The organism is Enterobacter sp. YSU (assembly GCF_016082135.1).
Classification (GTDB): Bacteria; Pseudomonadota; Gammaproteobacteria; order Enterobacterales; family Enterobacteriaceae; genus Enterobacter; species Enterobacter hormaechei_C.
In genome coordinates this window covers 2,341,943-2,363,313 of the sequence record NZ_CP059487.1, presented here as the reverse complement: position 1 = coordinate 2,363,313, position 21,371 = coordinate 2,341,943, and the positions used below count along the sequence as shown (strand labels likewise).

Below are 21,371 nucleotides of genomic sequence, written 5' to 3'. Positions count from 1 at the left end.
GGCCCGGTAAGCGCAGCGCCACCGGGCAAACACCGCACCATCCCCCGTAGGCCCGGTAAGCGCAGCGCCACCGGGCAAAGCCGCTACTCCGGCAACAACCCCACAAAACAGCGTTTTTTGCGCGGCTCTGACATCAGCTCTTCAAGCTTATCCACGCACGCCAGATAGTGTGGCGTTTGCTTATGCGCCAGCACCGCCGCTTCGTCTTTATAGGCTTCGTAGATAAAGAAGCGGGTTTTCACCCGCGGGTCCTGCAAGACATCAAAGCGCAGGTTTCCCGGCTCCTTGATGGCCCCCTCGTGGTTGGCGCGAAATACCTCCAGAAACTCGTCCACCCGCTCGGGTTTAATATTAATCTCCACCAGCGTCACGTTCATTTTGCTTCTCCCTGTTTCTCTTCCTGCCAGAACTGGAACGCCTCCCGGGCGCTCATGTTCTCGTGAACGACTTTCTTCACCGCCTTCAGCATGGCGAGTGGCGCGCTGGACTGGAAGATGTTGCGCCCCATGTCCACGCCGGATGCGCCCTGGTCAATCGCCCGCCAGCACATCTCCAGCGCCTCGTGCTCCGGCAGCTTTTTGCCCCCGGCGATAACAATCGGCACCGGGCAGCTGGCGGTCACTTTTTCAAAGCCCTCGTCCACGTAGTAGGTTTTGACGAACTGCGCTCCCATTTCGGCGGCGATGCGGCTGGCAAGCGAGAAATAGCGCGCGTCACGCGCCATCTCTTTCCCCACGCCCGTCACCGCCAGCGTCGGCATGCCGTAGCGCGCCCCCGAATCCACCAGCTTGATGATGTTGTTGATCGACTGATGCTCAAACGGGCTTCCGATATACACCTGCGCCGCCACCGCGCAGACGTTCAGGCGCAGCGCGTCCTCCATCGCCACCGCCACGCACTCGTTGGACAGCTCGCCCAGAATCGAGTTACCGCCGGAGGCGCGCAGCACCACCGGTTTGTTCGTGGCGGCTGGCACCTGGCTCCTGAGGATGCCGCGGGTGCACATCAGCACGTCGGTTTCACCAAACAGCGGCGCGATGGAGAGATCGATACGCTCAAGGCCGGTGGTCGGCCCCTGAAAGTAGCCGTGGTCAAAGGCCAGCATCACCGTGCGGTTGCTCTGTGGGTTGAAGATGCGCGCAAGCCTCGACTGCATTCCCCAGTCCAGCGAGCCGCAGCCCTTCAGGGTGTACGGCACATTCTGCTGCGGCGTGCCGATGCCAAAATCCTTGCCGTCTTTGATGTCATCTAAATCAGCCATTTGCTCCCCCGTCAGAAATCGTATTTGTTGATGTTCTCTTTGGTGAACACCACCCGCTCCGGCAGCAGCACGATGCCGTTGCCCTTCGCCTCATACTGGTAGCCCTGCACGCTGTTCGGCTCGACCTTCAGCGTCCCGATATCTTTCACGTCGACGCTGTCGCCAGGGTTAAGATCGCCTTTTTTCAGTAAACGATCGGCGACATTGACCGCAATTTTGCCCTGTTGCACCACATCCCACAGGCCGAAGGCTTTCACCGTGCCGCGCTCAACGTACGGGCGCATCACGTTCGGCGTGCTGAAGCCGACAATCGCCACCCCTTCCCGTTTCAGGTTTTCCGCCGCCTGTGCCGCGGCTGGCAGGGCGTTGGCGTCCGGGGCGATGATCGCATCCAGATCCGGATAGGCTTTTAAGATCCCTTCGGCGGTTTGCAGAGATTTGGTGGCGTCGTTATAGCCAAACTGGGTGGTGACAACCTGCCACTGAGGATGATCTTTCTCGATTTTGGCCTTTGCCTCTTTCACCCACTGGTTCTGGTCGGTAACGGTCGGGCTGGAGTAGAAGAACGCCACTTTCGCGTTCGGTTTGGTGACCTGTTTGCCCGCCATCTCCACCAGCAGGCCGCCGAGCTGCTCCGGCGTTCCCTGGTTGATGTAGATGCTGCGGCACTCCGGTTTGGTGTCGGAATCCCAGGTCAGGACCTTCACGCCGCGCTGCATCGCGCGCTTCAGTGCCGGGCAGAGGCCGTCCGGCGACACGGCGGAGACGATAATGGCGTTATAGCCCTGGTTGACGAAGTTGTTGATGAGCTGCACCTGGCCGGACACGCTCGGCTCGGTCGGGCCGTCGTAGGTCACGTCCACGCCGAGATCTTTCCCCGCCTCTTTCGCCCCGTTGCCGCCGCTGGTAAAGAACCCCACGCCGACCAGCTTCGGGATAAAGGCGATGCGGTCTGCCGCCTGCGCCGACGCAACGCTGAGAGCCATCGCCAGCACGATCAGTTTTGTTTTCATCTTACGCTCCGGATAGTTTTCTAAAGAGAGATCGCACCCATTCACGGTGCAGACTCAGCGAACGTCCCATCACCACCACAACCAGCAGCGCCCCTGACAGCGCGCTCGACACCTGGTTGGGGATGCCGACCATCTGTAAACCCTGTTGCAGATACCCCACCAGCAGCGCCGCCAGTGCCGTACCCACAACCGAACCTGAACCGCCATAAATATTCGCCCCGCCGAGAACCGCGGCGGTAAGCGCGGGCATCAGCAGATCGCGCCCTAAATCCGAACGCGCCGAGCCGAAATAGGAGACCATCACCAGCGCGGCAATCGCCGAGGCCACGCCCACCAGGCCGTACAGCGCGTAGGGCATCCCGTTCACCGACAGCGCCGCATAGCGCGCCGCACGCGGATTCTGGCCGATTAAAAACAGATGCCGACCAAAGCGCCCGCGGTGGGTAATCAGCCAGAAGAAAGCGGTAATCACCGCGAACAGCACCAGCGGGATCGGCAGGCCCACCACCGTGAGGTTAGCGAAGGTGGTAAAGCTGTCCGGGAAGCCGCCGATCCCCTCGTAGCCCGTCGCCCCCGCCATGCCGGAGAGCAGCAGCGCCCCGCCGCCGTAGAGGTAGAGCGTGCCGAGGGTAATGACCAACGGGCTGATGCCGGTGTAGTGGATCAGCGCCGCATTCACCAGCCCGCACAGCAGGCCGAGCAGCAGCGTCAGAGGGATGGCAACCGCCATCGGCCACCCTGCCTGCATCATCACCCCCAGCGCGATGGCGCACAGGCCGATGGTTGAGCCGAGGGAAATATCGATCCCGCCGCTGATAATCACAAGCGTAAGCGGCAGCGCCACGATGCCAATGCAGATAAAGTCGCTGGTGCTGAACAGCAGCATGTTGATATCAAGCATGCGCGGGTTGATGGCGCCGAAGAGCAGGATCTCCAGCACCAGTAAAATCAGCAGCGCGCTTTCCCAGTTAAGCCTCATTTACGCCACCTCTTTTTTGCGTTTCGGAAACGGGGTAACGTGCTTTCCCCCTTTGTTACCCGGCTGGAAACGGCTGTATTTCAGCGCCCGCTGATGCCGTGAGAGCGCCTGACGCAGCCGCCCGTCGAGCACCAGCACACCCAGCAGCACCAGCCCGGCGATAAAGTCGTTCCACCACGCCGGGAGCCTGAACAGCACCAGCACGGTATCGATTTGGGTGAGGAAGAACGCGCCGAGGAAGGCGCCGACCAGCGTGCCGGTGCCGCCCAGCAGCGAGATGCCACCGAGCACGCAGGCGGCGATGGCCTTCATCTCCAGCCCGCTGCCGGTCTGGTTCGGCACGAAGCCAATCTGTGAGGCAAACACAATCCCGGCGCAGGCCGCCAGCATGCCGTTGAGGGTAAAGGCGATCATGCGGGTGCGGTTCACCGCCACGCCCAGCTGGCGCGCGGCGGCGAGGTTATCCCCCACGGCGTAAAAATCACGTCCAAAGGCGGTGCGCGACAGCGTCCACGCGCCGATGGCCGCGATAATCAACACCAGTATGCCGAGCGGCGAAATGCCGACGGCGGCGGGCTCAGAGAGAGATTTCAGCCCCGGCGGCAGCCCTTCTATCCACTTCCCGCCGGTCCACAGCAGCATCGCCCCACGATACAGCCCCAGCGTGCCGAGGGTGGCGACAATCGCCGGAATGCGCAGGCCCACCACCAGAAAACCGTTGAACGCCCCCGCCAGCGCGCCGAGCGACAGCGCGAAGAGAATGGAAACGGGCAGGCTGTAGCCGCCGTTCAGCGCCACGCCGACGGCAATAGCGGAAAGCCCGACGGTGGAGCCGACGGAGACGTCAATATTGCGGGTCAGCATCACCAGCGCCGCGCCGATAGCCAGCAGGATCAAGATCTGCGAGCTGGCGAAGATCATCCCCAGCGTCTGTAAGCTCAGGTAGGACGGGTTCAGCGCCACCAGCACGGCGAACAGCGCCAGAATGGAGAGAAACGCGCTCAGCTCGCGGTTTTTCAGTAAGATCTTCATGATTGCCCTCCAAACGCCAGCGCCATCATCCGGTCGAGGCTGACGGCGTGGCGCGGCAGCTCGCCGCTGAGCACGCCCTGATGCATTACCAGCACCCGATCCGCGAGGCCGGGAAACTCATCGAGATCGCTTGAGATCATCAGCACCGCCACGTTCTGCGCCGCCACGCTTTTCAGCAGCTGATAAATATCGGCGCGCGCCGATACGTCCACGCCGCGCGTCGGTTCATCGACGATCAGCAGCAGCGGGTTGGCCTCAAGACAGCGCGCCAGCAGCACCTTCTGCTGATTACCACCGGAGAGCGTGCGCACGGTTTGATCCGCATGGTTGAGCTTGATCCCCAGCGCCCGGTGATAGCGTTCCACTACCGCAGACTCCCGCTTTCGCTGCTGCCAGAGCGACGGCTCGTTCAGCGCCACGGTGTTCCAGCGGATCGGCGCGTCGAGAAACAGGCCGGACACCTGCCTGTCTTCCGGCAGATAGACCAGCCCTTTTTGCAGGCGTGAACTGACCGGATCGGCGGTGATCTCCTGGCTCTCCAGCCACACCCGCCCGCCGCGAACCGGACGCAGGCCGTAGAGCGTTTCGGCAAACTCGGTGCGCCCGGACCCCACCAGCCCGGCCAGACCAACGATCTCCCCGGCGTAAATCTCAAGGCTGAGATCGATAAAGCCCTCCCCGGTGAGCGCTTCCACGCGCAGCACGGGAAAATCCTGCGCCTGGGTGCGGCGGTTGCCCGGCAGCGCCAGCCACAGCTTTTGCGTATCGCTCAGGGATGCTTCCCGGCTTACAGGCGTCATGGCGGCGATCAGGGCGTTATCGTCAAAATGCGCAGTTTCGCCGCTGAGCACCACCGCGCCGTCGCGCATCACTGAGACGTGACTCGCCAGCTGTCGAATCTCCGGCAGCTTATGCGAGATAAAAACAATCCCGACGCCAAGATCCTGCAAGGCGCGGATCTGGCGAAACAGCCGTTCGGTTTCACCGGGCGTCAGCGAGGCCGTGGGTTCATCAAGGATCAGAATTCTGGCGTTGCGCATCAGCCCGCGCAGGATCTCCACCATCTGCTGGTCCGCCACCTCGAGGGTGCTGGCGGTAGCGTCGAGGTTAAGCTGGCATTGCAGCTGCCGGAGTTTTTCCGCCAGGCGTTTTTCCCGATCGCGCTCTCGCGGCAGACGAAACAGGATGTTTTCCCGCACCGTCAGGTTGGGAAATAGCAGCGGCTCCTGCGGCACCAGATAAATGCCTAACCTGTGCGCCTGCGCCGGGGTAAGCCGTGCAAAAGACTCACCCGCCACCGAAAGTTCACCGCTATCCGGGGTTTCTACCCCGGCGATGATCTTCATCAGCGTCGATTTTCCCGCGCCGTTACCGCCCATCAGCGCATGCACCTGCCCCGCAAGCAGCGTGAAATCAATGCCTTTTAAGACCGGTACGCCTGAAAACTGCTTGCTGATATCACGCGCGTCGAGAAGTGGTGTCATCATCGCTCCGCTATTGAACAAATGATTTTTAGATTTAATAATGTTCAAAAGCGTAGACGGTGAACTATATTTACAACCGTGCAGGGATCACAGTTTTATCGATTGAGATTCAGATAAAGCGGAAACGATCGAAAAGATCCGTTTTGTCGCGTGGCTCACATTTTCACGTCGCACCATCACGAACATATGATCTAAATTTTTATAAGAGTTCAATTATGAGCGATAAACGCACTGCGGAAGAAGGACGGTTTGCCGGGCTGGCACTGGCGGAAGAGGAGCTGGTGGCGCGCGTGGCCTGGTGCTACTACCACGACGGGCTGACCCAGAACGACATCGGCGAACGGCTCGGGCTGCCGCGTCTGAAGATCTCCCGCCTGCTGGAGAAAGGCCGTCAGTCCGGGGTGATCCGCGTGCAGATCAACTCCCGCTACGAGGGCTGCCTGGCGCTGGAAACCGAGCTGCAACAACGATTTGGCCTGAAGCTGGTGCGCGTGATGCCCGCCCTGAATACGCCGCCGATGAACGTGCGGCTGGGCATTGGCGCGGCACAGTCGCTGATGGGCGTACTGCAACCCGGCCAGCTGTTAGCGGTGGGCTTCGGTGAAACCACCATGAGCAGTCTGCAACACTTAAGCGGCTTTATCAGCTCGCAGCAGATCCGCCTGGTGACGCTCTCCGGCGGCGTCGGGCCGTATATGACCGGTATCGGCCAGCTGGATGCAGCCTGTAGCGTCAGCATGATCCCCGCCCCGCTTCGCGTGTCATCCGCTGAAGTCGCCGGGATCTTAAAGCGCGAAACCAGCGTGCGGGACGTGATCCTCGCCGCCACCGCGGCTGACGTGGCGGTGGTCGGGATTGGCTCGGTAAACCAGCGCCGTGACGCGACGATACTGCGCTCCGGCTATATCAGCGAAGGTGAACAGCTGATGTACGCCCGTAAAGGCGCGGTGGGCGATATCCTTGGCTATTTCCTCAATGCCGAAGGGGAATGCGTTGAGGAGCTGGAGATCCACAAAGAATTACTGGGCGTCACGCTCGATGAACTGGCGCAGCTGCCCACCATCGTAGGCGTGGCCGGAGGGGAAGAGAAAGCCGATGCGATTTATGCCGCACTGAAAGGTCGCCGTATTAATGGCCTGGTGACGGAAGAGACGACAGCCCGCGCGGTGCTGGCTCTGGCCGGATAAGAGCAGCCCTGCGCCTGACACGAGGCAAGCTCATGAGTTACCTTTTAGCGTTAGATGCAGGGACAGGCAGCGTTCGCGCCGTGATTTTTGATTTACAGGGCAACCAGATTGCCGTTGGCCAGGCCGAGTGGAAGCACCTGAGCGTGGAGAACGTGCCGGGCTCGATGGAGTTCGACCTCGACACCAACTGGCGGCTGGCCTGCCGGTGTATTCATCAGGCGCTGGAGCGCGCACGCCTGAGCGCGGCGGATATTCAGTCCGTCGCCTGCTGCTCGATGCGCGAAGGGATTGTGCTGTACGACCGCAACGGCGAGGCTATCTGGGCCTGCGCCAACGTCGACGCCCGCGCCAGCCGCGAGGTGGCTGAACTCAAAGAGATCCACGACTACCGGTTTGAATCCGAAGTGTATGATGTTTCCGGCCAGACGCTTGCCCTCAGCGCCATGCCGCGCCTGCTGTGGCTGGCGCACCATCGTCCGGATATTTATCGTAAAGCCGCCACCATCACCATGATCAGCGACTGGCTGGCGGCGAAGCTCTCCGGTGAGCTGGCGGTCGATCCGTCCAATGCGGGCACCACCGGCATGCTGGATCTCTTCTCCCGCGACTGGCGTCCGGCGCTGCTCGACATGGCCGGGCTGCGCGCCGATATTCTCTCTCCGGTGAAAGAGACCGGCACCGTGCTGGGCGCTGTCACCAAAGAGGCCGCGCAGCAGAGCGGCCTGCGCGAAGGCACACCGGTGGTGATGGGCGGCGGCGACGTGCAGCTGGGCTGTCTGGGGCTGGGCGTGGTGCGCGCCGGACAAACGGCGGTTCTCGGCGGCACCTTCTGGCAGCAGGTGGTGAATCTGCCGCAGGTGCGCACCGACCCTGAGATGAACATCCGCGTAAACCCGCACGTCATCCCCGGCATGGCGCAGGCGGAGTCGATCAGCTTCTTTACCGGGCTAACCATGCGCTGGTTCCGCGACGCCTTCTGCGCCGAAGAGAAGCTGATTGCCGAACGAATGGGAATGGACACCTACTCCCTGCTCGAAGAGATGGCGAGCCGCGTCCCGGCGGGCTCCCACGGCGTGATGCCGATCTTCTCCGACGCGATGCATTTTAAGCAGTGGTATCACGCAGCGCCGTCGTTTATTAACCTCTCCATCGACCCGGAAAAGTGCAACAAAGCGACGCTGTTCCGCGCGCTGGAAGAGAACGCGGCCATCGTCTCGGCCTGCAACCTGGCGCAGATTTCGCGCTTCTCCGGCGTGACGTTTGAGAGCCTGGTGTTTGCGGGTGGCGGGGCCAAAGGCGCCCTGTGGAGCCAGATTTTAAGCGACGTTACTGGGCTGCCGGTGCGCGTGCCGGAAGTCAAAGAGGCAACGGCGCTGGGTTGCGCGATTGCGGCAGGTGCTGGCGCGGGGTTGTTTGCGGATATGGCTTCGACGGGCGAGCGGCTGGTGAAGTGGAGCCGCGAGTTCACGCCGAACCCGCAGCACCGCGAGCTGTACGACGGCATGATGCAGAAATGGCAGGCGGTGTATGCCGACCAGCTTGGGCTGGTGGACAGCGGGCTGACGACGTCGATGTGGCAGGCGCCGGGGCTGGTGCGGGCATCCCCCTCACCCCGGCCCTCTCCCTAAGGGAGAGGGAGATTAAGTCCCCTCTCCCTGTGGGAGAGGGTTAGGGTGAGGGCATCAGGCCACACCAATATTTGAATCCCATCACATTCACTGCATTCCCCTTTTCCCTTTTACTCCCCGCTGGCTAAATTAGTAACTCATCCGACCACATAACAATAATTTTACACTGGAAGAGACTATGAGCCGCTACCCGTCGTTATTCGCCCCTCTCGATCTGGGGTTCACCACCCTCAAAAACCGCGTGCTGATGGGCTCGATGCACACCGGGCTGGAGGAGCGTCCGGACGGGGCTGAACGTCTGGCAGCCTTCTATGCCGAGCGCGCGCGCCACGGGGTGGCGCTGATTGTCACCGGCGGCATAGCCCCTGCCCCTTCCGGCGTGACGATGGAGGGCGGCGCAGTGTTGAACGATGCGTCACAGCTGCCGCATCACCGCATTGTGACCGACGCGGTCCACCGCGAGGGCGGCAAAATCGCCCTGCAAATTCTGCATACCGGACGCTACAGCTATCAGCCGAACCTGGTTGCCCCCTCGGCTATTCAGGCGCCGATTAACCGCTTTACTCCCCATGCCCTCAGCCACGACGAGATCCTGGCCCTGATAGACGATTTTGCCCGCTGCGCGGCGCTGGCGCGGGAAGCGGGCTACGACGGGGTGGAGGTGATGGGCTCGGAAGGCTACCTGATCAACGAATTCCTCGCCGCACGCACCAACCAGCGCGACGACGAATGGGGTGGCGACTATGCCCGCCGGATGCGTTTTGCCGTGGAGGTGGTGCGCGCGGTGCGTGAACGTGCGGGTACGGATTTTATTATCATCTTCCGCCTGTCGATGCTCGACCTGGTAGAGGGCGGCGGCACCTTCGACGAAACCGTGCAGCTGGCGCAGGCGATTGAAGCCGCTGGCGCCACCATCATCAACACCGGGATTGGCTGGCACGAAGCGCGCATTCCGACCATCGCTACGCCGGTGCCGCGCGCGGCGTTCAGCTGGGTAACGCGCAAGCTGAAAGGCAAAGTCTCCGTTCCACTGGTCACCACCAACCGCATTAACGATCCGCAGGTGGCGGAGGATGTGATCTCACGCGGCGATGCCGATATGGTATCGATGGCGCGCCCGTTCCTCGCGGATGCCGAACTGCTCTCCAAAGCGCAAAGCGGCCGTGCGGACGAGATTAATACCTGCATCGGCTGTAACCAGGCGTGTCTGGATCAGATCTTCGTCGGCAAGGTCACCTCCTGCCTCGTTAACCCCCGCGCCTGCCATGAAACCAAAATGCCGATCGTTCCGGCGGTCAATAAAAAACGCCTGGCCGTGGTGGGCGCAGGCCCGGCGGGACTGGCGTTCGCAGTCAATGCCGCCTCGCGCGGGCACAGCGTGACGCTGTTTGATGCGCTGGCGGAGATTGGCGGGCAGTTTACTGTCGCCAGACAGATCCCCGGCAAAGAGGAGTTCTATGAAACGCTGCGCTATTACCGCCGGATGATCGAGGTGACGGGCGTCGATCTGCGGCTTAAACAGTTTGTCAGCGCGGCGGATCTGATCGGTTTCGACGAGGTGATCCTCGCGAGTGGGATCGCCCCGCGCACGCCAGCGATCGAAGGCATCGATCATCCGAAGGTATTGAGCTATCTGGATGTATTAAGGGACAAAGCGCCGGTTGGCGAGAAGGTGGCGATCATCGGCTGCGGCGGGATCGGTTTTGATACCGCGATGTATTTAAGCCAGCCGGGCGAAGCCACCAGCCAGAACATCGCTGAGTTCTGCGTGGAATGGGGGATCGACACCAGCCTGAACCAGTCCGGCGGGCTACGCCCGGAAGGGCCGCAACTGCCGAAAAGCCCGCGCCAGATCGTGATGCTCCAGCGTAAAGCCAGCAAGCCGGGTGAAGGGCTGGGCAAAACCACGGGCTGGATCCACCGCGCCACCCTGCTCTCGCGCGGGGTGAAGATGATCCCGGGGGTGAGCTACCAGAAGATCGACGACGACGGGCTGCACGTGCTGATCGGCGGCGAACCGCAACTGCTGCGCGTGGATCATGTGATTTTGTGCGCCGGGCAGGAGCCGAAGCGGGATCTGGCGGATCCGCTGCGTGAGGCGGGGAAAACGGTGCATTTGATCGGCGGGTGCGATGTGGCGATGGAGCTGGATGCGCGGCGGGCAATTGCGCAGGGGACGAAGTTAGCTCTGGCGATCTAGGGCATTGCCGGGCGGCGCTTCGCTTGCCCGGCCTACGGGTTCGAGGCCATTGTAGGCCCGGTAAGCGAAGCGCCACCGGGCATCAGGCCGCACATACCCAATCTTACCGACGACGCCCCAGCTTCACCGATTTCAGCACCACGAATTTGTTATTGGTGGCAATGGTGACGCAGTTGCCGAAAATCTTCTTCAGCTTGTGGAAGTAGTCCAGGTGGCGGTTCGCCACGATATACAGCTCGCCGTTGATTTTCAGGCAGCGGCGCGCGTGGTGGAACATCTCCCACGCGACGTTATCCGTCAGGGCGTGCTTCTGGTGGAACGGCGGGTTACAGAATACCGCGTTGAAGCGGAAAGGCTCTACGCCCGACAGCGCGTTATTGATCATAAACTCGCAGCGATCCAGTGCCTCCGGCAGGTTGGTTTCCACGTTCAGACGGCTGGAGGCCACCGCCATCGGCGATTCGTCGCTGAACACCACGCTGGCCTCCGGGTTCTTCGCCAGCAGCGTCAGGCCAATCACGCCATTACCGCAGCCGAGATCAACGATTTCCCCTTCCAGGTTTTCCGGCAGATGTTCCATAAAGAAGCGTGCGCCGATATCCAGACCGGTACGGGAGAAAACGTTCGCGTGGTTGTGGATGGTCCAGTCGGTGCCTTCCAGCTTCCAGCTCAGCGTCTCCGGCGCGTCGGCCAGCGCCGGTGCGCTGAAGGTACAGTTGATCAGGCGCGCTTTTTTCCAGGCAAGCGTCGTGGTGGTCGGGCCGAGCACTTTCTCGAACAATTCCAGCGTCGAGGTGTGAATATCGCGCGCTTTGGCACCCGCGATAATACGCGTATCCGGCGTCACGACCTTACGCAGCGCGCGAAGCTGCTGCTCCAGCAGCGCCATGGTTTTGGGCACTTTGATCAGCACCACGCCCGGCGCCTGCGGGTAGTCCGCGGTGCTGTCGAGGAACTTCACGCTGGATTCTTCGATATCGTTGTGACGCAGGTTTTCACGCGTCGCCAGCTCGCTTAAGTAAGAATCGCCGATACTGTAAGGCGCATGTTCCGCCAGCGCGCAGGCCAGCGCGCCAAACGCGTCATTCAGGATCAGAACCGGGCCGCTGATTTCAGTCCCATCCAACTGTTGCAGCAGATATTCATCCGCCGCTTCCCACGCCTGAAGCGGGTTAACGTCGTCCGTTTCCGGGAAACGTTTAAGGTTGAGTGAACGGAAACCGTTGTCTAAGTGGCTCATCGGCCCTCCTGAATGGTAAAATTTGGCGTATCCCTGAAAAGGGTGCGTGAGTATACCCGTTTTCACACTATTTTGGGGTTTTGATGAACCAGCTGACTTATCTCCAGGGCTATCCGGAGCATTTACTTTCCCAGGTTCGTGACCTGATTGCCGCGGGAAAGCTCGGCGCGGTGCTGGAAAAACGCTACCCGGGCACGCATGATTTCGCGACTGACAAAGCCCTCTGGCAGTATACGCAGGATCTGAAAAACCAGTATCTTAAGAGCGCTCCGCCGATCAACAAGGTGATGTACGACAATAAGATCCACGTGCTGAAAAACGCGCTCGGCCTGCATACCGCCATCTCCCGCGTACAGGGCGGCAAGCTGAAGGCCAAAGCGGAGATCCGCGTCGCGACCGTCTTTCGCAATGCGCCGGAAGCCTTTCTGCGGATGATCGTGGTGCACGAGCTGGCGCACCTGAAAGAGAAAGAGCACGACAAAGCGTTCTACTCACTGTGCTGCCATATGGAGCCGCAGTACCACCAGCTGGAGTTTGATACCCGTTTGTGGCTGACGCATTTATCGTTAAAGAGTAATGCGCAGTAGCGCACGCGAAATGTCATGATGACGTGCTACAGTGGCTTTAGGTTCCCTGCTACGGAGTACGTAAACGTTTATGATACGTTTCGCAGTCATCGGTACGAACTGGATCACGCGCCAGTTCGTCGACGCCGCCCACGAAACCGGCAAATATAAGCTCACCGCAGTCTATTCCCGCAGCCTTGAGCAGGCGCAGAGTTTTGCGAATGACTACCTGGTTGAACATCTGTTCACCTCGCTCGATGAGATGGCGCAAAGCGACGCCATTGACGCGGTCTATATCGCCAGCCCGAATTCTCTGCACTTCCCGCAAACGAAGCTGTTCCTCAGCCACAAAAAGCATGTGATCTGCGAGAAGCCGCTCGCCTCGAATATTGAGGAAGTGGAAGCCGCCATTGCGCTTGCCCGCGAAAACCAGGTGGTACTGTTTGAAGCGTTCAAAACCGCCAGCCTGCCGAACTTCCTGCTGTTGCAGCAATCGCTGCCGAAAATTGGCAAAGTGCGTAAAGCCTTTATCAACTACTGCCAGTATTCCTCGCGCTACCAGCGCTACCTGGACGGCGAAAACCCGAACACCTTTAACCCGGCATTCTCGAATGGCTCGATTATGGATATCGGTTTTTACTGCCTGGCCTCTGCGGTCGCCCTGTGGGGTGAACCGCACGGCGTAACCGCCACTGCCAGCCTGCTGGAAAGCGGCGTGGATGCACACGGCGTTGTGGTGCTGGACTACGGTGATTTTAGCGTGACGTTGCAGCACTCGAAGGTCAGTGACTCCGTACTGCCAAGCGAAATTCAGGGCGAAGACGGCTCGCTGGTGATCGAAAAAATCTCCGAATGCCAGAAGCTAAGCATCGTTCCCCGCGGCGGCAAAGCGCAGGAGCTGACGCAGCCTCAGCATATTAACACTATGCTCTATGAGGCAGAGGTCTTCGCCCGTCTGGTAGAAGACAACGAAGTGAACCACCCGGGGCTGGCGATCAGCCGCACCACGGCGAAGCTGCAAACGGAGATCCGCCGACAGACTGGCGTGATCTTCCCCGCAGACGGCGTGAATGTGGAAGCCGTCGCGTAAAACTGTGTAATGAAATCGTGCAGACCATTGACGAAACCGATGGTCTGACATAATTTGTTACCTGCAAAGGGGAGTAACTTCTTCGTCGGTGGATCGTCATTACGATGCGTGCAAAACCGCATCCGGTCGCCGGGCAACCTTCGTGGTTGTAAGTGAGACCTTGCCGGAAGGCGAGGTCTATGCATAAAAAGCTAACGGCTATCGTCTTCTGACCATGGCCGTTTTTGTTTTTTATGTGTAAGGAAAATAGTATGCATTCTGTCGGCACTCCAATGCTGTGGGGCGGATTCGCGGTTGTCGTGCTCATCATGCTGGCAATCGACCTCTTTTTGCAGGGTCGTCGCGGCGAGCACGGCATGAGCGTCAAGCAAGCCGCCGTCTGGTCGCTGGTATGGGTTACCCTCTCACTCCTCTTCTGCGCCGCCTTCTGGTGGTATCTGGCCTCAACCGAAGGCCGCGCGGTGGCCGATCCTCAGGCACTCGCCTTCCTCACCGGCTATCTGATTGAAAAAGCGCTGGCGGTTGATAACGTCTTCGTCTGGCTGATGCTGTTCAGCTACTTCGCCGTGCCTGCGGCTCTGCAACGCCGCGTGCTGGTGTACGGCGTGCTGGGCGCTATTGTCCTGCGTACCATCATGATCTTCGCCGGTAGCTGGCTAATTACCCAGTTCGAATGGCTGCTATATGTATTTGGCGCGTTCCTGCTGTTCACCGGGGTAAAAATGGCGCTGGCGAAAGAAGACGATACCGGGATCGGTGATAAGCCGCTGGTGAAGTGGATCCGGGGTCATCTGCGCATGACGGACAAGATCGAGAGCGAGCATTTCTTCGTGCGTAAGAACGGCCTGCTGTTCGCCACCCCGCTGCTGCTGGTGCTGATTCTGGTCGAACTGAGCGACGTGATTTTCGCGGTGGACAGTATCCCGGCTATCTTTGCGGTCACTACCGACCCGTTCATCGTGCTGACTTCTAACCTGTTCGCCATCCTCGGCCTGCGTGCGATGTACTTCCTGCTGGCGGGTGCGGCAGAGCGCTTCTCAATGCTGAAGTACGGTCTGTCGGTGATTCTGGTGTTTATCGGTATCAAGATGCTGATCGTCGATTTCTACCATATTCCGATCGCCATTTCGCTCGGCGTGGTGTTTGGCATTCTGCTGGTGACGCTGATTATCAATACCTGGGTTAACCGCCAGCACGATAAGAAGCAGCAGGCTTAGTGCAACGTTCGGTGCGGGCTGATGCCCTCACCCCAACCCTCTCCCACAGGGAGAGGGGGAAATGCAATGTAGGCCGGGTAAGCGCAGCGCCACCCGGCACTTTCGTTAACCAATAGTTAAAAAACATGACACAACACGTAAAATCCAGCATTTTACGCTTCCGCCTTTCGCTGCTTTCCCTGATACTCAACCAGGCAAACAAATACTTACATCCGGACACAAATGTGACTTAGAGCACATCCAGGATGGAACGCAATTTCACTCAGGAATAACGTATGAGCACACAATCACGCGGTCTGTTCGCGCGCCTGGCGCAGGGCAGTCTTGTAAAACAAATTCTGGTCGGGTTGGTACTGGGTATTCTGCTGGCGATGGTGTCAAAACCTGCCGCGGAAGCGACGGGGCTGCTCGGCACCCTTTTCGTTGGCGCACTGAAGGCCGTCGCCCCGGTACTGGTGCTGATGCTGGTGATGGCGTCGATTGCCAACCACCAGCACGGACAAAAAACCAACATTCGCCCTATTCTGTTCCTGTATCTGCTGGGAACCTTCTCTGCTGCCTTAACGGCCGTGGTGTTTAGCTTCCTGTTCCCGTCCACGCTGCACCTGACCAGCGCGGCCGGTGATATCACCCCGCCGTCCGGGATTGTGGAAGTGCTTCGCGGTCTGCTGATGAGCATGGTCTCTAACCCCGTCACCGCGCTGATGAACGCGAACTACATCGGCATCCTGGTCTGGGCGATCGGTCTGGGCTTCGCGCTGCGTCATGGTAACGAGACCACGAAAAACCTGGTGAACGATATGTCCAACGCTGTCACCTTTATGGTGAAGCTGGTGATTCGCTTTGCGCCAGTCGGGATCTTTGGTCTGGTCTCCTCCACGCTGGCAACCACCGGTTTCGATGCACTGTGGGGCTACGCGCAGCTGCTGGTCGTCCTGGTCGGCTGTATGCTGCTGGTGGCGCTGGTGATCAACCCGCTGCTGGTGTTCTGGCAGATCCGCCGCAACCCGTATCCGCTGGTGCTGACCTGCCTGCGTGAAAGCGGCGTGTATGCCTTCTTCACCCGCAGCTCGGCGGCAAACATTCCGGTCAACATGGCGCTGGCGGAGAAGCTGAATCTGGATCGCGATACCTATTCGGTGTCGATTCCTCTGGGTGCAACCGTGAACATGGCAGGTGCGGCGATCACCATCACCGTGCTGACGCTGGCGGCGGTGCATACGCTGGGCATTCCGGTGGATCTGCCGACCGCGCTGCTGCTGAGCGTCGTTGCATCACTGTGTGCCTGTGGCGCCTCCGGTGTGGCGGGCGGCTCGCTGCTGCTGATCCCGCTGGCCTGTAACATGTTCGGTATTCCGAACGAGATTGCCATGCAGGTTGTCGCGGTCGGCTTCATTATCGGCGTATTGCAGGATTCCTGCGAAACCGCGCTGAACTCCTCCACCGACGTGCTGTTTACCGCAGCGGCCTGTCAGGCGGAAGACGCGCGTTTAGCGAAGAACGCGCTGCGCAGTTAAAAAGACAAGCCCGGTGGCGGCTACGCCTTACCGGGCCTACAGGGTTTAGTAGGTCGGGTAAGCGCTAGCGCCACCCGACAAAGCACTTATAGCGTCACACCACTCTTAAAGATCGCCAGCTCGCGGAAGTCGTTCTTCTCGTTGCAGGTCTGCCTGCCGCTGGCAAATTCCACAATCGTGTCCACGAATTCGCTCAGCAGCTGCGGCATCGCTTTGCCGTGGATCAGCTGGCCGGCATCAAAGTCGATCCAGTGTTTTTTCTTCGCCGCCAGCTCGCTGTTAGTGGCGATTTTCACCGTTGGCACAAATCCGCCGTACGGCGTGCCGCGCCCGGTACTGAACAGCACCATGTGACAGCCCGCTCCCGCCAGCGCACTGGTGGCGACCGCATCGTTGCCCGGTGCGCTCAGCAGGTTCAGACCGTGCGTTTTCAGCCGTTCACCGTAGCGCAGCACGTCCACTACCTGGCTGGCGCCCGCTTTCTGGGTGCAGCCCAGGGATTTCTCTTCCAGCGTGGTGATCCCGCCCGCCTTGTTACCCGGCGACGGGTTCTCATAAATCGGCTGGTTATGGGCGATGAAGTACTGTTTGAAATCGTTGACCATGGTGACGGTCTTCTCAAAGGTCTCTTCGTCGCGGCAGTGGCTCATCAGAATGCGCTCTGCGCCGAACATCTCCGGCACTTCGGTCAGCACCGTGGTGCCGCCGTTGGCGATGACGTAATCTGAGAAGCGGCCCAGCATCGGGTTAGCGGTAATGCCGGAAAGCCCGTCAGATCCGCCGCACTCCAGGCCAAACTTCAGTTCACTCAGCTTGCCCGGCTCGCGCTTGTCGTGACGCATCACCTCATACAGCTGGTGCAGCTGTTCAACGCCCGCTTCCACTTCGTCGTCCTGGTGCTGACACACCATAAAGTGCACGCGCTCAGGATCGAACTCGCCCAGCGTGTCGCGGAAGGCGTCGACCTGATTGTTTTCACAGCCGAGGCCAATCACCAGCACCGCCCCCGCGTTCGGGTGACGCACCATATTTTGCAGCATGGTGCGGGTATTGATGTGGTCGTCGCCCAGCTGGGAACAACCGTAGGTATGGCTGAACAGATGCACGCCGTCGGTGCCTTCAGCATTGTTGGTCTCTTTCAGGAAACGCGTCTGAATTTGACGCGCGATCCCGTTCACGCAGCCGACGGTCGGGAGGATCCACAGTTCATTGCGGATCCCCACCTCCCCGCTGGCGCGGCGGTAGATCTGCACCTCACGATCGGCCGCCTGTCCTTCTTCTGCCTGGAAGTCAGGTTGATAGCTGTACTCGTCCAGATCGCTGAGATTGGTGCGGGTATTGTGGGAATGAATGTATTCACCCGGCGCAATATCCGCCAGCGCATGACCGATGGGCAAACCGTACTTCACCACGTTCTCCCCTTTCGCGATGGGGATCAGGGCAAACTTATGTCCACGTCCAATGGCCTGGCGTAACGTCACCGACTGGTTGTCGAAGGTCACTTCCGTCCCTTCGGCTAAATCGGCCAGCGCGACGGCAACGTTATCCAGCGAATGGATTTTGATGTATTGCATATCAACCTCAAACGGCCTTAGTTCAGTTCAATGGCGAAGTAGTCACGCGCATTGTTAAAGCAGATGTTTCTCACCATTTCGCCCAGCAGCTGGATATCCGCTGGCGCTTCGCCCGCGTGCACCCAGCGGCCAATCATCTGGCACAGAATGCGGCGGAAATATTCATGGCGGGTATAGGAGAGGAAACTGCGGCTGTCGGTCAGCATGCCAACGAAGCGGCTCAGCAGGCCGAGCTGCGCCAGCTGCGTCATCTGACGCTCCATGCCGTCTTTCTGATCGTTAAACCACCAGCCGGAACCGAACTGCATCTTGCCCGGCATCCCTTCGCCCTGGAAGTTGCCGATCATAGTGCCCAGCACTTCGTTATCGCGCGGGTTCAGGCAGTACAGAATGGTTTTTGGCAGCAGGTTTTGCTCGTTCTGTTTGCTCAGCAGTTTTGACAGCTCTTCCGCCATCGGACGGTCGTTGATGGAGTCAAAGCCTACGTCCGCGCCCAGCAGTTTGAACTGACGCTGGTTGTTATTACGCAGCGCGCCGATGTGATACTGCTGAACCCAGCCGCGACGGGCATATTCCGCACCGAGGAACACCAGCACCGCGGTTTTAAACTGCGCCACTTCGTGCTCGCTCAGGGCTTCGCCGGAGAGACGACGCGCCAGAATACTGTCCAGCTCAGCTTCACTGGATTCCGCGAACAGCACTACGTCCAGCGCGTGGTCAGACACTTTACAGCCGTGTGCGGCAAAGTGATCCAGACGTTTGGTCAGCGCGGTTTGCAGATCGCCAAAGCGACGAATGTCGGTATCCGAAACTTCCGCCAGCTTCGCCATGTAGTCGTTAAAGGTCGGCAGCTCGATGTTGAAGGCTTTATCCGGGCGCCAGCTTGGCAGCACTTTGATGTCAAACGTGCTGTCCTTCGCGACAACCGCGTGATGTTCCAGAGAGTCGACCGGATCGTCGGTGGTGCCCACCATCTTCACGTTCATCTGCTGCATGATGCCGCGCGCCGAGAAGCTATCCTGCGCCAGCAGTTCGTTGCACTGATCCCAGATTTCATCCGCCGTGGCGGGAGAGAGCAGCTTGCCGGTGATACCAAACGGACGACGCAGTTCGAGGTGCGTCCAGTGGTATAACGGGTTACCGATGGTGTGAGGAACGGTAGCGGCCCAGGCGTCAAACTTCTCGCGATCGGTCGCGTCGCCGGTACACAGGCGCTCGGCCACGCCGTTGGTGCGCATTGCGCGCCACTTATAGTGGTCACCCTTCAGCCAGATATCATACAGGTTTTTGAAACGGTAATTTTCGGCAACCTGCTGCGGCGGTAAATGGCAGTGGTAGTCGAAAATCGGCTGGTCTTTTGCGTAGTCGTGGTACAGGCGGCGAGCAAATTCGGTATCTAGCAGAAAATCGTCGGTCATAAACGGTGTCATTATCGTCTTCCTCATTACGGGAGCGTCAGAAAGCTTATGTTCAGATGCTGCAAAGTTATCACACCAATTTCCAGAGTCCGACGTTTTTTTCGTGAGTTAGATCAATAAACGTCGACAAATAAATTACCCTCAAAGGGGTAAACCCTCTCGCAGACCGCGCCAGTTCTGGCTTTGCGCGCGCCGCATAATGTCCCTACAAAGATTCACACTTTTGTGATGTCACTCACCTTTTAAAGTTGTATGACAAGTTATCTTTTCGCCGTCGCAAACTATAAGCCGACGGAATGCATTACCGGTGTTTGAGACATCGGATTTAACGGTACGGAAGCCGACTTAGCACGATTACTTATGGCAAGGTTCGGGCCGTTCCGGGACAGGTTCCCGGTTACGCCCCTCCCGTTACAGAACAACTCCCGGCAACGGTTGAGTTGTTGCCGTGTCCCGACACGGAAATAACATAACGATGAGGTTTTACATGCGTAAAATTAAAGGGTTACGTTGGTACATGATCGCACTGGTGACGCTCGGCACCGTGCTGGGCTACCTGACACGTAACACCGTGGCAGCAGCGGCGCCAACGTTGATGGAAGAGTTACATATCTCCACGCAGCAATACTCTTACATCATTGCGGCTTACTCTGCCGCTTACACCGTAATGCAGCCTGTTGCAGGTTATGTTCTTGATATTCTGGGTACAAAAATTGGTTATGCCTTCTTCGCTGTAGCCTGGGCCGTCTTCTGTGGGGCGACCGCGCTGGCCGGCAGCTGGGGCGGACTGGCGCTGGCGCGTGGTGCGGTAGGTGCTGCCGAAGCGGCGATGATCCCCGCGGGTCTGAAAGCCAGCTCTGAATGGTTCCCGGCAAAAGAGCGTTCAATCGCTGTCGGTTACTTCAACGTGGGCTCCTCCATCGGGGCGATGATTGCTCCGCCACTGGTGGTGTGGGCGATTGTGATGCACAGCTGGCAGATGGCGTTCATCATCTCCGGTGTGCTGAGCTTTGCCTGGGCCATGGCGTGGCTGATCTTCTATAAACACCCGCGCGATCAGAAAAAGCTGTCTGACGAAGAACGTGACTACATTATTAATGGTCAGGAATCTCAGCATCAGACCGACAACGGCAAAAAGATGTCCGTCTGGCAGATCCTGGGCACCCGTCAGTTCTGGGGTATCGCCCTGCCACGCTTCCTGGCAGAACCGGCCTGGGGTACGTTTAACGCCTGGATCCCGCTGTTCATGTTTAAAGTTTACGGCTTTAACCTGAAAGAGATCGCGATGTTCGCCTGGATGCCAATGCTGTTTGCAGACCTGGGCTGTATCATCGGCGGCTACCTGCCACCGCTGTTCCAGCGCTGGTTTGGCGTGAACCTGATTGTGTCCCGTAAGATGGTGGTCACCATGGGCGCCCTGCTGATGATCGGCCCGGGCATGATCGGCCTGTTCACCAGCCCTTACGTGGCTATCGCCCTGCTGTGTATCGGGGGCTTTGCTCACCAGTCTCTGTCCGGTGCGCTGATTACGCTCTCGTCCGACGTGTTTGGTCGTAACGAAGTCGCTACCGCCAACGGCCTGACCGGTATGGCCGCCTGGACCGCAAGTACCCTGTTTGCGCTGGTGGTCGGCGCGCTGGCAGATACGATTGGTTTCAGCCCGCTGTTCGCGGTACTGGCTATCTTCGACCTGATGGGTGCGGTGGTTATCTGGACGGTGCTGAAGAGCAAATCCGCCGATGAACTGGCGAAAGAGTCCCTTGGGGGACCGGCGACGCAGAGTTAGCGTTGTTGTGCCGGGTGGCGGCTACGCCTTACCCGGCCTACAAAACCCATAGGCCCGCGCAAGCGAAGCGCACCCGGCAAAATCTTCTCAAAAGCCGCCTACGGGCGGCTTTTTTCATGGTGAAATCTGGAGAGTGGCACGCAAAAGTGGTATAACAAATCATTCGCCGTACCCTGCCT

Annotated in this window: 17 protein-coding genes; 8 read left to right on the top strand and 9 right to left on the bottom strand. The window is 59.4% G+C overall.

Annotation, left to right across the window (positions count from 1 at the left end; translation table 11 throughout):
* Nucleotides 1-83: 83 nt before the first annotated feature.
* From lsrG to lsrA, 6 genes are read right to left on the bottom strand one after another with little or no spacing between them, the layout of a single operon-like run.
* The gene (lsrG, locus tag H2Z33_RS11450; protein WP_023295476.1) at nucleotides 84-377 is read right to left on the bottom strand and encodes a (4S)-4-hydroxy-5-phosphonooxypentane-2,3-dione isomerase; all 294 of its coding nucleotides are present in this window, start codon (nucleotides 375-377) and stop codon (nucleotides 84-86) included.
* Nucleotides 374-1,261 (bottom strand): 3-hydroxy-5-phosphonooxypentane-2,4-dione thiolase, encoded by an 888-nt coding sequence (lsrF, locus tag H2Z33_RS11445; RefSeq protein ID WP_047636399.1) that lies wholly within the window; start codon nucleotides 1,259-1,261, stop codon nucleotides 374-376. Before lsrF ends, lsrG begins: the two co-directional genes overlap by 4 nt.
* Nucleotides 1,262-1,272: 11 nt before the next feature.
* Nucleotides 1,273-2,274, bottom strand: a complete 1,002-nt coding sequence (gene lsrB, locus H2Z33_RS11440; RefSeq protein WP_058689634.1) for an autoinducer 2 ABC transporter substrate-binding protein LsrB — start codon at nucleotides 2,272-2,274, stop codon at nucleotides 1,273-1,275.
* 1 nt (nucleotide 2,275) lies between these two features.
* Complete coding sequence (gene lsrD / locus H2Z33_RS11435) at nucleotides 2,276-3,253, bottom strand: autoinducer 2 ABC transporter permease LsrD (protein ID WP_063135352.1); 978 nt, start codon at nucleotides 3,251-3,253, stop codon at nucleotides 2,276-2,278.
* The gene (gene lsrC, locus H2Z33_RS11430) at nucleotides 3,254-4,285 is read right to left on the bottom strand and encodes an autoinducer 2 ABC transporter permease LsrC (RefSeq protein ID WP_032669125.1); all 1,032 of its coding nucleotides are present in this window, start codon (nucleotides 4,283-4,285) and stop codon (nucleotides 3,254-3,256) included.
* Entirely contained in the window at nucleotides 4,282-5,769 is a 1,488-nt protein-coding gene (lsrA, locus tag H2Z33_RS11425) for an autoinducer 2 ABC transporter ATP-binding protein LsrA (protein WP_032669124.1), read from the bottom strand. Before lsrA ends, lsrC begins: the two co-directional genes overlap by 4 nt.
* Nucleotides 5,770-5,984: 215 nt before the next feature.
* Here lsrA and lsrR point away from each other — a divergent pair, with 215 nt between their 5' ends.
* From lsrR to H2Z33_RS11410, 3 genes are all read left to right on the top strand, one after another.
* Nucleotides 5,985-6,956 carry a transcriptional regulator LsrR gene (lsrR, locus tag H2Z33_RS11420; RefSeq protein ID WP_015571933.1) on the top strand — a complete coding sequence of 324 codons (972 nt, stop codon included), beginning with the start codon at nucleotides 5,985-5,987 and terminating at the stop codon, nucleotides 6,954-6,956.
* 32 nt (nucleotides 6,957-6,988) lie between these two features.
* Nucleotides 6,989-8,584, top strand: a complete 1,596-nt coding sequence (gene lsrK, locus H2Z33_RS11415) for an autoinducer-2 kinase (RefSeq protein WP_063135351.1) — start codon at nucleotides 6,989-6,991, stop codon at nucleotides 8,582-8,584.
* Between the two features lie 178 nt (nucleotides 8,585-8,762).
* Complete coding sequence (locus tag H2Z33_RS11410; protein ID WP_047716842.1) at nucleotides 8,763-10,784, top strand: NADPH-dependent 2,4-dienoyl-CoA reductase; 2,022 nt, start codon at nucleotides 8,763-8,765, stop codon at nucleotides 10,782-10,784.
* Between the two features lie 103 nt (nucleotides 10,785-10,887).
* Here the strand turns inward: H2Z33_RS11410 and rlmG are convergent, their stop codons facing one another.
* Entirely contained in the window at nucleotides 10,888-12,024 is a 1,137-nt protein-coding gene (rlmG, locus tag H2Z33_RS11405; protein WP_015571936.1) for a 23S rRNA (guanine(1835)-N(2))-methyltransferase RlmG, read from the bottom strand.
* An 83-nt stretch (nucleotides 12,025-12,107) separates the two neighbouring features.
* On the opposite strand from rlmG, the gene H2Z33_RS11400 reads away from it, so the two are divergent.
* The 4 genes from H2Z33_RS11400 (at nucleotide 12,108) to sstT (ending at nucleotide 16,414) form a co-directional block, all read left to right on the top strand.
* On the top strand, nucleotides 12,108-12,611 hold the full coding sequence (locus H2Z33_RS11400) for a YgjP-like metallopeptidase domain-containing protein (protein ID WP_003862622.1): 504 nt from the start codon (nucleotides 12,108-12,110) through the stop codon (nucleotides 12,609-12,611).
* 70 nt (nucleotides 12,612-12,681) lie between these two features.
* Nucleotides 12,682-13,680, top strand: a complete 999-nt coding sequence (locus H2Z33_RS11395) for a Gfo/Idh/MocA family protein (RefSeq protein WP_003862623.1) — start codon at nucleotides 12,682-12,684, stop codon at nucleotides 13,678-13,680.
* Nucleotides 13,681-13,931: 251 nt separating this feature from the next.
* The gene (locus H2Z33_RS11390) at nucleotides 13,932-14,897 is read left to right on the top strand and encodes a TerC family protein (RefSeq protein WP_017382424.1); all 966 of its coding nucleotides are present in this window, start codon (nucleotides 13,932-13,934) and stop codon (nucleotides 14,895-14,897) included.
* Between the two features lie 275 nt (nucleotides 14,898-15,172).
* Nucleotides 15,173-16,414 (top strand): serine/threonine transporter SstT, encoded by a 1,242-nt coding sequence (sstT, locus tag H2Z33_RS11385; protein WP_017382425.1) that lies wholly within the window; start codon nucleotides 15,173-15,175, stop codon nucleotides 16,412-16,414.
* Nucleotides 16,415-16,500: 86 nt separating this feature from the next.
* Here the strand turns inward: sstT and H2Z33_RS11380 are convergent, their stop codons facing one another.
* A complete protein-coding gene (locus H2Z33_RS11380) occupies nucleotides 16,501-17,988 on the bottom strand; it encodes a UxaA family hydrolase (RefSeq protein ID WP_015571940.1) in 1,488 nt (495 codons plus the stop codon).
* A gap of 17 nt (nucleotides 17,989-18,005) precedes the next feature.
* Nucleotides 18,006-19,418 (bottom strand): glucuronate isomerase, encoded by a 1,413-nt coding sequence (gene uxaC, locus H2Z33_RS11375; RefSeq protein WP_017382427.1) that lies wholly within the window; start codon nucleotides 19,416-19,418, stop codon nucleotides 18,006-18,008.
* Between the two features lie 475 nt (nucleotides 19,419-19,893).
* On the opposite strand from uxaC, the gene H2Z33_RS11370 reads away from it, so the two are divergent.
* Complete coding sequence (locus H2Z33_RS11370; RefSeq protein WP_032672035.1) at nucleotides 19,894-21,192, top strand: MFS transporter; 1,299 nt, start codon at nucleotides 19,894-19,896, stop codon at nucleotides 21,190-21,192.
* Nucleotides 21,193-21,371: the final 179 nt, after the last annotated feature.